The organism is Chitinophaga ginsengisegetis (assembly GCF_900168065.1).
GTDB classification, from domain to species: domain Bacteria; phylum Bacteroidota; class Bacteroidia; order Chitinophagales; family Chitinophagaceae; genus Chitinophaga; species Chitinophaga ginsengisegetis.
Window position 1 is genome coordinate 1,282,632 of sequence record NZ_FUZZ01000001.1, and the last position, 14,590, is coordinate 1,297,221.

Consider the following 14,590-nt stretch of genomic DNA (forward strand, 5'->3'; position numbering starts at 1 on the left):
TGCTAACTATTCTATGGAGGCCTTCAACCTGTCAACCAAACGTTCATCAAATGGCACTATCAGCAAAATCAGCAGTATCAGGATGCTTCGTACCACTATGTGTGGTATGTTTTCTCGCTCTCTTCTCCTTTTCTGCGTCTGCGCAGAAGAGAGCGATTACGGGCACTGTCGCCGATTCATCCGGCACGCCTGTTATTGGCGCCACCGTCAGGGAAAAAGGTGGCAAGGCCGTCACCACCTGCGGCGCCGACGGTACCTTTAAATTAACTGTAGATGAAAAAAATTCGCTGGTCATTTCCAGTATCGGGTTCCTCAATACGGAAGTACCGGTAGGCAGCAAAACAACGTTCGCCATTACTTTAACCAGCAACACTTCCGCGCTGAATGCAGTGGTAGTAACGGCATTGGGCGTAAAACGGGAAAAGCGCAACCTTACCTTCAGCTCCCAGCAACTGAATGGCGAGGAACTGTTAAAAACGAAGGAACCCAACCTGGTGAATACACTGGCCGGCAAGGTACCGGGCATACAGATCACCAGTTCCTCCGGCAATGCAGGGGCCTCCTCCCGCATCGTTATCAGGGGCAACTCTTCTCCAACCGGGGAAAACCAGGCGTTGTTTGTAATTGACGGCGTGCCGGTGGATAACAGTGAAACCGGCAATATCGGCGGCGGAGCGGCGGGCTCCGGCGTAAACCGCATCGCAGATATTGATCCTGCTATTATTGAAAATGTGAACATCCTGAAAGGCGCCGCCGCTACTGCGTTGTACGGTTCTTCCGGCGCCCGTGGCGTGGTACTCATTACCACCAAAAACGGCGGTGTGGATAAAAAGCCGGTGTTCAATTTTTCGTCAGACGCTTCGTTTGAGCATCCGCTGTTGCCGGAACGCCAAAATATTTACGGACAGGGTACCACCGGTATCTTTTATAACGGTGAGGATGCCGACAGGAAAACAAGCCTTTCCTGGGGCCCACGCATGGATACCCTCAAAGTAAACGGTCAACCGGCTCCTACCTACGACCCGTACGATTTTTTCCGTACCGGTATTACTACCAACAATACTATTTCTGCCTCCGGCAGTAACAATAATTCCAACTACTTTCTCAGCTACTCCTATTTCAACCAGAAAGGCGTAATGCCGGGAAATGACTTTAAGCGGCATTCCTTTTTTGCCAAGTACAATTCCAGGATAGGCAAGTATGTAAACACTACTTTCCAGATGGGATACAACAACTCAAAACAGGACAGGCTCCCGGAAGGCGCCAGCAACGGGCCGTTGTTTGTACTGCTGCTGCAGCCGGTATCGTGGAATCCTTACCCGGTACTCATGCCGGACGGCACCCAGCGCGGCTACCGCTATTCCAGGAATATGCCCCTGTGGACGCTCGACAATATCAGCAACGATTCAAAAGTTAACAGGTTTCTCCCGGTATTTACGGCCAATATCACTCCTACCAGCTGGCTTACAATTACAGAAAGACTGGGCGCGGATATTTACACGGAGTCCGATAAGTACATAGAACATCCAAGTCCGCAGATCGGGCTCACAGGACAGATCAGGAACCAGAACATCAACTTCCGGCAATTCAACAATGACCTGATCATCAACGCCACAAAAACATTTGGCAAATTCAATGTGAACCTGCTGCTCGGTAATAATATCTATACTACTTACATCCAGTATATGAATATTAATGGCACCGGGTTAAACATCAACGATTTTAACAACTTATCATCCGGCAGCACCATCACCGGTACTGAAAGTTATACCCAGACCAGGAAAGTAGGCTTCTACTCACAGGCTAATATTGAGTACAACCGCTTCCTTAACCTGTCTTTAACCGGCAGGTACGACGGCAGTTCCGTGCTCAATCCCGATAAAAACTTCTACCCTTACGGGTCTGCTGCCGCCAGCTTTATCTTCTCCGAATTCCTGGGACAGAAGGCTTCCAATATCATAAACTTCGGAAAGGTGCGGCTGAGTTATGCTACAGTAGGTAACGACGGCGTAGGGGCGTACGCGTTATCTACCCCTTATGTGCAGGCAGGCAGGAACACGAATGCCGGTTTTTTCCAATTCCCGTTCCAGGGGCAGCAGGGATTTTTACTGACAACCGCGTTGGGTAACCCCACACTCATCAATGAACGGCTCAATGAATATGAAGCAGGACTTGAAATGCGTTTCCTGAACGACAGGATTAACTTTGAAGGATCTTATTTTAGCCGCCGCTCCAAGAATGGACTCATACCAGGTTCACAAATCACCAATGCCACCGGCTACAGCAATACCACTTTTAACTCAGCAGAAATATCCAACAAAGGGATAGAGCTGCTGCTTGGCGCTACTCCGGTGAAGACAAAAGATTTCAGCTGGAATATTACCCTGAACTTTTCGAAGATCAAAAACGAAGTGCTTACCCTGGGACCAGACATTGATCAGCTGGGACGCCTGATCAAAGGGCAACCTTATAACGTGTTCTTTGGCAACCGTTATAAACGCGCCAGCAACGGAGAGCTGCTTATCGACGCCGGTGGCTTACCGGTAGTAGATCCGCAACAGGGCATTGTAGGCGATATTAACCCTGATTGGCTGGCCGGTATGGATAACAGCTTCCGCTATAAACAGTTCAGCCTTTCCTTTTTCTTCGACATGAAAAAAGGCGGCGATGTGCAAAATGATGTAGAGTCAGCCGGTTTCTACTACGGCACGGCGAAAGTAACTGCTACCCGCGGTAGCATGGTGGTGAAAGGCATCAGCGAAGTGGATGGAAAGCCTAACACTGTGGCAGTAGACGCGCAAACTTACTACCAGACCAGGCAATACGAATCTACCATCCAGGATGGTACTTATATCAAGCTGCGGAATGTAAGTCTCTCTTACCTCCTGCCGGCTTCCTTCCTGGCTAAAACACCATTCAAATCTGCTTCGCTGGCAGTATCCGGCAGAAATCTCTGGATCTACAGTCCGCATTTTACCGGTGCTGATCCGGAAGTAAGTTCCTATGGCACGGGCAACAGCTCACAGGGCATCTATGCGTTTTCCACGCCTACAGCACGCTCTATCAACTTTTCACTGAAATTCAGTTTTTAGTATGCCAGCACCACTAAAATTTATCAACATGAAAAAGTCTCTTTATATACTGCTGCTCACGGGTCTTTGTTTACAGGGATGCAAAAAATTCCTGGACGTAAACACCGATCCCAACAATCCGGTAGATGTGCAGGAATCACTGATCCTGGCGCCGGCGGAACTGAACATTTCCGACAATATCCAGGGTGGTAATGCGGGAATCATTATACAAAACTATGTACAGAACATTGCTGCCAATCAGCTGAATCCTTATGTAGGCAGTTACCAGTTGTTTAATATTGATATGGATGGCGACTGGTCCAACTTCTACGTAACCTCGCTCAACAACCTGATCACCCTGAATAAAAAAGCGGAAGCGAATAACAACTGGAATTATGCGGCCATTGCCAAAATACTCACCGCTTACACCCTGGGCACAGCTACGGATTTCTGGGGAGATATTCCTTATTCCAAAGCGTTTACCAGCGGCGTTTTCACGGTGCCTTACGACAAACAGGAAGATATTTACAAAAATATCCAGTCGTTGCTCACCGATGCCATTGCCAATATCGATAAAAACAGCAGTCCAAAAAGCCCCACCGGCGACGACTACTTCTACAACGGCAATATGAACGCCTGGCGCAAGCTCGCGTGGTCGCTGAAAGCCAGGTATTACCTGCATCTCACCAAAGCGCCCGGGTATACCGCCAAAGCGCAGGCCGAAAGTGCGATAGCTGCTTTAAAGCAAGGCATGACATCCAACACAGACGATCTTAAATTCAATTACGCAGGCGCAGCAGGATCGGAAAATATCTGGTACCTCACCTTTACGCCGGTAACCACCTACGTGATGAATGCCACACTGATAGATTCATTGCGTAACCGGAATGATCCCCGGCTGTCAAAGATGATTGCTCCCGCCACGGCAACAGGATTATATACCGGCAGAAAGATCGGTACCCCCACAGGAGACCTGGCGAAGTACTCTTACCCCGCTGCATTCTATGGCGCCAAAGCATCTTCCAATTATATATTCAATTATTCTGAAACACTATTCATACAGGCAGAAGCCCTGCTAATCACCAGTGGTTACGCCGCAGCACAGCCGGTGTATGTAAATGCGATCAACTCCCATCTGTCAAAACTCGGGATTGATACTACCTCCGCTGCCGCCACCGCCTATGTAAACAGCCGTAAACTAACCAGCAGCAATGCACTACAGCTGATCATGGAAGAAAAAGCAGTAGCCAATATCTTCAATTTTGAAACGTACAACGACTGGAGAAGAACCGGTTTCCCGAAATTGCAGAAAGTAGACGGCGCATTGATAGATATCCCCCGCCGGTTATTATATCCGCAAAGCGAGATATTAACAAATGCACAACCGCAACAAACAGCTATCCAGAGTACAAAGATTTGGTGGGATAATTAAAACAGGCATTCCCGGCATACATTTAAAATCCGCTCCAGTAGCGGATTTTATTTTTTTAGCCCCTACCAGGGAAAGCCCCGGCAATCATCCGTCAAATAATTTTAAGTTTGTGGGTGATAAAACGCGCTTTCCGGTATATAGTATTGACTAAGTTCATAATTGTATGCAAACAATATCAGACAATGCCCTGCTTAATATGCTTAGAAGTGAGGATAACGCTTCTTTTGAGATATTGTATCAATACTATTTTCCTACTATTGCCACCTATATTATTAATAACTACGGGCAAAATGAGGATGCGGAAGATATTTTCCAGGAAGCAATTATTGTATTGCTTCAAAAAGTGAGACAACCCGGTTTCTTACTTACCGCCTCCCTGAAAACGTATCTTTTTTCCATTGCCAGGAACCTCTGGCTAAAATATCTGCGGGATAATAAGTTGCTGCCCGTAGAAGATGTATCCGTGTATTCATGCACAACAGAAGATTTTCCAATAGAACTGCACCAGGAAAAAAGTAAGGATGAAAAAGTACAATCCTGGATATCCAGGATCACAGGGCATTGCCAGCGCATTTTAAAAGCCATCTTCTTTTACCGGGACCCCATAGAGGTATTAATGAAAAGAATGGGCTGGAAAAACAGGCATACAGCCGCCAACCAGCAATATAAATGCATTCAACAGGTGAAGAAAATAAAGGCAAAAGAAGAAGGCAGATAGTTTTTTGGGTGATAAATTCCGGGAACCGGTATTAATAGGAAATCACCTTTAAACGGTTTAATTATGTCTGCAAAAACAAAAATCACGCTTTGTATTGTCTCTTTAGTATTAACAGGTATTTGCCTTTATCATTTCTTTGGTTGATAAAAAAACGGTTAAAATGAAAACAGCTGTCAATATTTGGGGAATAAGGGAATATGAGGGAGATGGTAAGACCTGCCCTCTTATTCCCGCTCATCTGCCCTGGTATAAGAAAGTGACCTTAACATTTTTCCGTTTCGGGGTATGCCCCCTCTGCATTACTATGAGCGTATCGTATAGTATTGGCAAGTTTTTCAGGAGAATGAAAAAGTGAAAAATGTTTACCGGGCAACGTCCTCAACAGGATCCGGATCTGCCGGGTGCTTTGGATCATAAATGGCAACTCCTACCCTGGAGTCGGCACAGCCGTAGTAGAGGTGCCATTTATGTTTAAACCATACCATCCCCTCAATAAAAACGGTTCCGCTTAAATACTGGCCCCGTTTTTCGAAAGCCTCACGAGGCCTGAAAAATGGCACGTCAAGCCGCGCAATCAAACGGGTTGGTTCGGCTTTGTCAAATAGCATCTGACCGGCACTGTATGATCCCTCCCCAAAGCGTTTATCGCCTTTGGCTGCATCGTTCCGGCCATTGTATAACAGGACGATGCCTTTATCTGTAAGCAAGGCAGGAGGGCCGCATTCGGTCATGTCGCTATCGAAATAACCTTTCCGGGGAGATGCCAGGATCAGCAACTCGCCTTTGTCGTCAACCAAAGGTTGCCAATCGGTAAGGTTAGTAGATGTGGCAGCATACACATGCCGCTCGCCCCAATACATGAAATACTGACCGTTTAGCCTGGCAATAACCTGTTTATTACCCTTCACCTGGGTTAAGATAGATGCCGATTTAGTAGCGATGTTGAAGAATCTTCCATTATAGGCGTCCTGAAAAAGAGGCCCGTGCTTGGTCCAATGTACCAGGTCTTTTGAGGTAGCCGCTGCCAAACGCGGCACCTTACGGTTCCATTGGGTATACAGCATTACATAGGTGCCATCTTCGGTCATTGCTATTCGCGGATCTTCGCAGCCACCGGGCCATTCAAATGTTTTCTGATCATCATCTGCCGGGAAAAGAACGGGTTCACTTTTTCGTTTGAAATGAAGGCCATCCTTGCTTTCGGCATAGCCAAGGCGTGATGTACGGGTACCAATCTTTACGCCACTGTTATCTTCAGCCCGGTAAATGACCACTACTTTACCATCTTTAACCGCTGCTCCTGGGTTAAAGGTATCGTTGATCTCCCACTTTATTTCTGACATGCTCATTGGGTCGGTGAACATCGCAGTAGAATCCGGTGAGATGATGGGATTCTTCCCCGGTGGTCTTGAAAAACCACCCAAAGCCCAATCAGGCAAAGTATTGGCAGTTTGAGCGAACGTTATCTGGGTGATAAAAAACGACAGCATAAGAACGCTGCTGAAATATCTTTTAATCATAAGGTAGTCTTTATACTTTTTGAATTAAATGCACCAGTGACCAGCACCAGGTTTTTATAATTGATTTCCGCCGGAATTTCAATATCAACATATTTAATTTCGCCGGGTAACAGGGAAAAGAAATTATCTGAATAAAAAGCGGGTGTAACACTGCTCCCGTTGGTATCCTCTAATTTTAACCGGGTGAAGAAAGACAGCGCGGCTGAAGGATTAGCAACGGTTACTTTGAGAACCATCTTTTTCTCCCTGATCTCCTTTTTAACCGATACATTCAGATTTGCCTTCTTCAGTTTATTGATGTCTGCAAACCCTGATACAGCGGGCCCTGTCATTGTCCATGCACCTTTATAACTATCTTTTGAACGCCAGTAGAATGCGTCATTGATCAACCGGCCATGTTCATCTTTTAGTGTTAATTTGATAAAATGTACCTGGGTGATATTCTCAGGAAAATCAATCTTAATAACATCATTCACTACGCCATCTGCAGGAATATTTATAGTTGTCAATTTTTTTCTTACCGGCTGCGCATCGAGGTCATAAACTGTGGCTTCTACCGTGTAACCGGTAAACGGTCTGCGATAATCATTGTAAACCGAAACGGAATTCTTCAGGTAATCGAACTGAGGATGAAGCGGAGCCAGGGCATTCTGCGAATAATACAGGGCAGCAGTGGGTTCCAGGTACCAGTCGTACATGCGGGAAGCGGTTTGCGGAAGCGGACTGTTATGATACCAGAACAGAAAGCCCGAAGTCCAGCGATCTCCATAACTGAATTTATTGTAGTTCCAGACTTCCCATATAGCCCTGAAATTCAACGCGCCTACCAGCTGTGCTTTTTCTGCATATTCCTGTATGGAAGAAGATTCACCAAACTCATTTACTGCCTGCCGGTATTGGGTGTTCACCTGGTGAAACCCGTTGCCATCAAGATAGGTCCACACGGAATCATTAATCGGCCACAGGTCTTTTTCCGGCATCATGCGCTTTAACGATTCATACACCGGTGTGCAGGGCGCTCCGTATTCCGGGTTAAAGCCATCAACCCGGCTGCCCCGCCGCGATGCAGTGTTTTCAAAATATTGCATCGGATTTTCATATTTGTAAGGGCTGCCATCGTGCACACCGCAACATTCGGATTGTTCCTGGTAACCGTGCGTATCATCCAAAGAAAGAATCAGCTTACCTTCTCCCGGCATCTCTTTAGATTCATTGGCGCCAACGTAATAAGCCACCGATGCATGGTTGCGTATTCTTTTGACGGTGCTTTCCACGTTTTCCAGGTACAATGCAGTGTCTGCAGGCATCCGGGTATCACCCGTTATCCAGAACTCGTTCCAGACCAGCAAGCCAAAACGGTCGCACAGCTCATAAAAATAATCAGATTCGGCAACGCCGCCAGCCCAGAGCCGCAACAGGTTTATGCCCGCCTGACGTGTATAGCGCAGTTCGGAATACGTTCGTAGCCTGCTGTTACGCAGCATGGCTTCGGGCACCCAGTTTGTGCCGCGGATAAATACCGGCTGACCATTCACCAGGAAGCGGCGCGATTTATCGGGTGTTTGCCGATCCGTAGTGACAGTACGTACACCAAATTGTGTATGCACATGGTGGCTTTCCTTATTCTGCACAATTGCACGCAGATCAAGATCATAGAGATAGGGTTCGCCCTTATTAACCGGCCACCATAACCTGGGATGCTGCAGTGTCAGCGCTTTAAACTCCTCCGGTGTAAATACCAGTGTCCTGGTTTCATGAGGCGCTAATGAAAAAGGCGCTGAGAACTTAATACCTGGTTGGGTGATGCTGCCCGTAATGATACCTTGCCTCGGCTGATCTGATGCATTACTAACTTCTACCGAAATGGTTTCCCTGGCCGATGTTGTATCGCGCAGCGGCAGGGAAGTTTTTACAAATGGATGCGCGAGGATTACATCACCGGTAGCAAAAAGCTCAACATCCCGCCAGATTCCGGTATTGCGGTCACGAATACCATCGGGCGCGGTAAAGTCCCAGCCCACGCTCATCAGCATGCTCACGTTTTTGCCCATCTCACCGTCGCCACCGTTATGATTTTCGCCAACAGCGCCGGTTCGTTTTGCGCCGGCTTTATCATATGCACCGGGAAAATCTACCGGCTGCACATCTACCGCCAACACATTTTTACCCTTTAAATCAGCCAGGGTTGTAATGTCAAAAGACCGGTCATTGAACATGCCTGCCATATCACCCAGCCTGGCGCCATTTAACCAGATGGTGCAACGGTAATTAATACCGTTAAATTTAAGCCAGATACGTTTCCCTTTATAGGAAGCAGGAACACGAAAGTCGGTTCTGAACCAATAATGGTAAAACTCCCGGCCAGCATCGGCTATATCCGGAATGAGATTTCGCTTTTTGCGGTTGTTGTCGCCATAGTAAGGATCGGGATAAATTTTATTCGCTACCAGGTTGGTTAATACGGTACCGGGCACCTGTGCCGGCAACCATGCTTTGCTATCGTAATTAACAGATGATATGTCATCGCCTTTCCCTGTTTTGGCCGCTTGCTGCATCTGCCAGCGAATGGTTTCCCCGGAGTTTAGAAGGAGAGATAGATCTGCCGTGGGCCGGCAAAGGTACGCTGGCTGTTGAGCGCGTGCCGGCAACCAGGCGAGCACTATAAAAACCAGCCAGATAAAAACGTTCCGTTTCATTGTAAAAGCATCCGATATAAAGGAAGAAACGTCCGCGGAAATGATCCGCGGACTTTGTTATAAGATCAATACCCGGCATTTTGCGGATACTTGTCGCCGGTGATGGTTCTGTCTATCTGACTTTGAGGAATTGGTCTAAGCATATGCTTGTCTTTAATATTCACCCCGGCATCCGGGTTATGTAATTTCACCCGTTCTATCAGTTTCTTTGTTCTTACCAGATCCAGCCAGCGGGTTTGTTCACCGGCTAACTCACGTGCACGCTCATCCAGGATATAGTCCAGTGTAACGTCAGCCGGCGTAATAGACATGGCTGCGGCGTTTCCGGTGGGATATGCTGCGCGTCCGCGTACAACATTAATATATTTGGCAGCGCTGGCATTATCACCAATATTGAAAGCCGCTTCGGCTGCCAGCAAATAGGTTTCGGCCAGGCGGTAAGCAATCACCGGCCTTACCGATGGATCATTAATACTAGCCCTTTTGGTATCCTGGTATTTGAGCATGGTTGGAAATAGCTGCAGGGTATAATTCCGTGGCGGCACAAGCAGGTAGCGTGAAGCGGTAATGTCGGCATTGCTGACATCCACTCCGGGCATATAAATAGCCGTATCGCCAAGTGCATATTTGGGAACACCATTTACCTTAGGAATTTTGTCGGCAGAATTAGATAGCCATACCGACTGAAATGTTTTGTAATACCGGGTGTCGTTTGTTTTATCGGCAAAGCAGGTATCGCTCATCCAGCGGGTCAGTTCTACGCGCGCAAACGGACGGCCATAGGCCATAGAGCGAACCAGGCCCGGGAAATTTTCATACCCCATTACATAGTGAAAATTCAACTCACTGCTATTGTTATTATAAGTAAGATTGGTAGTATGTTGTACACTCCAAAGCACCTCCTTGCTTCCTTCATTACCTTCTGCATATACGGATCCAAAATCCGGCAGCAGCGCAAGACCTAAGCCCGCACTATTATCAATCAGACCCTTCGCGGTGGAATAAGCATTCTGAAAATCGTCAGATTGTTTGGCTTCAGAGTATGCCCTGGTCAGGTATACCTTTGCCAGCAAGTGTGATGCAGCAGCTGCGGTAGCCTTACCAGGCAATACGCCGTTTTGCACAGGACTTGGCGGCAACCCGGCAATCGCATCTTTTAAGTCCTGGATAATGAAGTTGTAAACATCACTGACAGGCGCCCTGGTAGCGCTTGTACTGGGTTCTGCAATAAAATGGGTATTAAGCGTAACAGGCCCCCAAAAACGGACAAGCACGAAATAGTAGTTTGCGCGCAGAAATTTAGCTTCGGCAATTTTTTGTTTAACCGTGGCCGCATCAAGACCGGTAACTGCCGGTCCGTTGTCAATAATACCATTGCAGTTATTGATGTAGGTGTAACAGGCATTCCAGATGCCGGAAACCCAGCCACTGCTGGCGTCGAAGCTGCTTGAATAAATATTGAAATCATTATTGCCGCCACCGCCGGATTTGAACTCATCAGTGCCCGGTACAGTCATCGTCATAAAGTTTTCGGTTCCCCATATATTCCGGTTACCCGCGTACGCGGCATCCAAGCCGGACTGAAAGCCCTGCGCTGTATTGAAATACTGTGGAGTCAGCCCCGAATGTGGTTCTTCTATTAATTGTTTGTTACAGCTCAAACTAAAAAAAGTAATTGCTGCCAGTGGAATAGATTTATATATGCTGGATCTCATCGTGATAAAAATTAAAATGTGACATTTAAACCAAAGAGTATCGATTTATTCGGCGGTGTATCTACGCCTAACGTACCTGCCGATTCAGGATCTACACCATGAAACCGGTCGTGCAATGGAGAGAATAAGATGATGGCATCATTCAAGCTACTATAAACCCGGAGTGATTGTACCCCGACTCTCTTTGCGAGATGAGATGGCAGTGTGTAGCCCAGGTTGATTGTCCTTATTTTAAGATAAGAAGCATCATAATAACCCAGCAGGTCGCCATAAACGGGCGAGCCTACGTTAAAATTAGGTTTAGGGTAAGTGTTTTCCTGATTAAAAGGGGTCCAGTAATTAACATTCAGGTTATTCATTTTCCCATTTAGCGCGTTTACGTTGCTGCCGGGTTGAAGCCAATAGGCGATCTGTGTTCCTCCCACGCGGTAGGTAGACACTACTGTCAGGTCAATACCACGATAACTGAAACGGTTGGTAAAGCCACCGAAAAACTTGGGCTGACGTGAGCCTACAATTGTACGGTCGTTCGAGTTGATCACACCGTCGCCATTCAGGTCTTCCACTTTTATGGTACCAATCACGGAACCTGATCCCACTAACGTCAGGTTAAGCTTCCTGGCCAAGGCTGAATCGGCTGGTGTATTTTGCCAGATGCCTAATCTTACATAGTTATAAAGCGCATTAATAGGAGCCCCTACAAATCTGTTATTGCCAATGTCCTGGGTTACGCCATTTTGCAGCGCCGTAATTTTATTGCGGTTAAAGGTGATGTTGAAATTGGTGGTCCAGCCAAAATCATTTCGGTCAACAGCCCTGATATTGGTTGAAGCAAGATTGATCTCCAGACCTTTATTTTCCGTTTTACCCACGTTGGCAAGGAACTGTGAGGTGTAGCCCGTTGTAATAGGCAGGTTTTGCGGAAGTATCAGATTGCTGGTGCGTTGCCGATAAGCATCAACGGACCCGCTGATGCGGTCATTAAACAAGCTGAAGTCCAGGGCAAGGTTCAGCGTTGCCGTATACTCCCAGCCGAGTTTTGGATTGGGTACGTTGTTGGGATAAGTGCCGGTAACGTTTGTAGAGCCATAATTGTAATTGATCGATGCCATGCCGCCAAGTGTCTGGTAGGGTGTTACTGCAGCATTTCCTACTGTTCCATAACCGGCGCGCAATTTCAGGCTTGATATCGCAGGAATATTTTTCATAAAATCTTCGCGGGTGATATTCCAGCCAACAGCTGCGGATGGGAAGATATGATATTTATTTCCCGGCGCCAGCGTGGAAGAGCCGTCAGACCTCATGGTGAGGGTTAACAGGTATTTGCTCATATAATCATAGTTAATACGTCCCATGAAGGAGACAATATTAAACTTCGAATAACTTCCGGAACCACTGAGATTGGCGCCCAGTGCCGGGTTAAAATATTGAATATAATCTGCCAGGATATTGTTGTAGCTGAATGTAGTGGAGGCTTTATAATCATCCTGGTAGCTAAACAGGCCCGTAGCTGTTAAGTGATGATTTTTAGCAAACGTATTTTCATACACCAGCAGGTTTTCCAGCGTATAATCGTGATAGTCGTAATTGGTATTTTTAGCAGTGGAAGGGCCGCTCAGATTCTGATAGGTGGCACTGCCATAAAATTCGCCGTAGGTTTCCGGGGTAATTTCTACGCCCCCGTTAAAACGGTACTTAAGCTGTGGCGTGATCTGTGCTTCGGCATACACAGTTGTAAAAGTGTTATACCTGGAACGGTTTTGAACAACTGCACCTTCCTTCAGGTTGGCCAGTGGATTATATGTTAAAGAGCCGCCGCCGGGGAATGGAATGAGATTACCCTTCTCGTCGTAAGGAACGGTAAGCGGGCTGGATGTAAGCGCCTGGGCCACCGGGTTGATACTTTCTCCATTAATTTTACTCACGGTATTCATTGAGCTTACGCCAATCTTAAATATCTTACCCAATTGCTGGTCAACACTTACTTTGAAGCTATAACGCCTGAATGACTGGCCGGGAAACAGACCGGTTTCATTATAAAAACCGGCGGAAACCGCGTATTTTGTTGATGCCGTACCACCGGACACGCCGAGCTGATGATTGGTTTTAAAGCCGTTCTTAAAAATCAGCTTTTGCCAGTCGGTGGCAGTTCCGTTTTTCATACCGGCTAATTCGGCGGGCAGGAAAGTGATACCATCTGTATAGAACTTAGGATCATCTATTCCATTATAAGGATTAGGTGTGCCGATGGTGTTCGGGTTGTTTGCATTATAGTTGCCCCATTTTTTATAGGTCTCGTAGCTTTTGGTGTCCATCACGTCATAGTAACCCAGTGGGCTTACCACGCCGGCATAACCGCTGTAAGTAATTACAGGCGCACCTGTTTTGCCCCGTTTGGTACTGATAAGTATTACACCGTTTGCGCCTCTTGATCCATAAATAGCGGTTGCAGATGCATCTTTTAATATTTGTACCGCCACTACATCATCCTGGTTGAGATCATTAATATAGTTGCCGTTGAACGGTATACCGTCTACAACATACAGCACATCGTTGGTGGCGCCCAAAGAACGTTGCCCCCTGATAGAGATGGATGGCGTAGCGCCGGGGTGACTGTTGCCGCCTGCTTTTTGTATATCAATACCTGGCGCCTGGCTTTGCAGCGCGCTTACCAGGTTACTTGCCGGTACGCTTTTTAGAGCTTCTTCATCTATCGACGCAATGGAGCCGGTAACATCCGCTTTCTTTTGTGAACCATAACCCACAACAATTACCTCATTCAACGCCGACGGCTTTTCAGCTAAAGTTACATTGATCACTGTTTGATCATTTACCGCTATTTCCTGGGTTATAAAACCCACAGAGCGGAATACCAGGACAGCAGATTTATCCGGTACCGAAATACTGTACTTGCCATAAGCATCTGCAATAGCGCCGGTGGTGGCGCCTTTAATGGTTACCGATACGCCGGGAACGGGCGAGCCTTTACTGTCATTAACCTGACCCGTTATTTTGATAGCCGCGTTAGGGGCGGCCAGTATTTCCCGTTCTGAAGTTTTGCGGCTGATTACCACATTGTTTTGAGTGATCACGTATGTTACGGGCTGGTCTTTGAAACATTGATCAAGCACTGCTTTTAACGACGCATTAGTAACGGTTAATGAAACCTTTTTTGTTTCTTCCAGTGCGCTGGGGTTATATAAAAAATTAAACCCGGTTTGCAGCCTTATCTGGGTAAATATTTCTTCGAGGGATGCATTTTTAACTTTCAAATTAATCGATTGAGCGTATGTAGCCGCTCTGACCTGCAATACTGTTGCAAGCAATAGAACTATTGTAAGTTTCATAACTGAGGAACGTTTAAAGAGCGCATAGAACATCCCCTGCATACGTATGCATTAGAGATATCTTACAAATAAATGTTTGGTTTGATAAACT

At 46.7% G+C, this 14,590-nt stretch carries 7 protein-coding genes; 3 read left to right on the top strand and 4 right to left on the bottom strand.

Annotation, left to right across the window (positions count from 1 at the left end; genetic code table 11):
* Positions 1 to 50 precede the first annotated feature (50 nt).
* The 3 genes from B5Z18_RS04950 to B5Z18_RS04960 all read left to right on the top strand — a co-directional run bounded on the left by B5Z18_RS04950 (position 51) and on the right by B5Z18_RS04960 (position 5,221).
* Entirely contained in the window at positions 51 to 3,092 is a 3,042-nt protein-coding gene (locus B5Z18_RS04950; RefSeq protein ID WP_079468276.1) for a SusC/RagA family TonB-linked outer membrane protein, read from the top strand.
* 28 nt (positions 3,093 to 3,120) lie between these two features.
* Positions 3,121 to 4,503: a SusD/RagB family nutrient-binding outer membrane lipoprotein gene (locus B5Z18_RS04955; protein ID WP_079468277.1), complete on the top strand. Its 1,383-nt coding sequence runs from the start codon at positions 3,121 to 3,123 to the stop codon at positions 4,501 to 4,503.
* A gap of 163 nt (positions 4,504 to 4,666) precedes the next feature.
* Positions 4,667 to 5,221 (top strand): RNA polymerase sigma factor, encoded by a 555-nt coding sequence (locus tag B5Z18_RS04960; protein ID WP_079468278.1) that lies wholly within the window; start codon positions 4,667 to 4,669, stop codon positions 5,219 to 5,221.
* Between the two features lie 362 nt (positions 5,222 to 5,583).
* On the opposite strand, the gene B5Z18_RS04970 is transcribed toward B5Z18_RS04960, so the two are convergent.
* From B5Z18_RS04970 to B5Z18_RS04985, 4 genes are all read right to left on the bottom strand, one after another.
* Positions 5,584 to 6,741 carry a glycoside hydrolase family 130 protein gene (locus tag B5Z18_RS04970; RefSeq protein WP_079468280.1) on the bottom strand — a complete coding sequence of 386 codons (1,158 nt, stop codon included), beginning with the start codon at positions 6,739 to 6,741 and terminating at the stop codon, positions 5,584 to 5,586.
* Positions 6,738 to 9,437, bottom strand: coding sequence for a glycoside hydrolase family 2 protein (locus B5Z18_RS04975; RefSeq protein ID WP_079468281.1), 2,700 nt, complete (start codon positions 9,435 to 9,437; stop codon positions 6,738 to 6,740). Before B5Z18_RS04975 ends, B5Z18_RS04970 begins: the two co-directional genes overlap by 4 nt.
* A gap of 65 nt (positions 9,438 to 9,502) precedes the next feature.
* Positions 9,503 to 11,152 carry a RagB/SusD family nutrient uptake outer membrane protein gene (locus tag B5Z18_RS04980; RefSeq protein WP_079468282.1) on the bottom strand — a complete coding sequence of 550 codons (1,650 nt, stop codon included), beginning with the start codon at positions 11,150 to 11,152 and terminating at the stop codon, positions 9,503 to 9,505.
* 11 nt (positions 11,153 to 11,163) lie between these two features.
* Positions 11,164 to 14,424 carry a TonB-dependent receptor gene (locus B5Z18_RS04985; RefSeq protein WP_235015876.1) on the bottom strand — a complete coding sequence of 1,087 codons (3,261 nt, stop codon included), beginning with the start codon at positions 14,422 to 14,424 and terminating at the stop codon, positions 11,164 to 11,166.
* Positions 14,425 to 14,590: the final 166 nt, after the last annotated feature.

Coding starts and splice junctions, on each gene's coding strand:
- B5Z18_RS04950 (WP_079468276.1), top strand. CDS start 51: ATGGCACTATCAGCAAAATCAGCAGTATCAGGATGCTTCGTACCACTA.
- B5Z18_RS04960 (WP_079468278.1), top strand. CDS start 4,667: ATGCAAACAATATCAGACAATGCCCTGCTTAATATGCTTAGAAGTGAG.
- B5Z18_RS04975 (WP_079468281.1), bottom strand. CDS start 9,437: ATGAAACGGAACGTTTTTATCTGGCTGGTTTTTATAGTGCTCGCCTGG.
- B5Z18_RS04980 (WP_079468282.1), bottom strand. CDS start 11,152: ATGAGATCCAGCATATATAAATCTATTCCACTGGCAGCAATTACTTTT.
- B5Z18_RS04970 (WP_079468280.1), bottom strand. CDS start 6,741: ATGATTAAAAGATATTTCAGCAGCGTTCTTATGCTGTCGTTTTTTATC.
- B5Z18_RS04955 (WP_079468277.1), top strand. CDS start 3,121: ATGAAAAAGTCTCTTTATATACTGCTGCTCACGGGTCTTTGTTTACAG.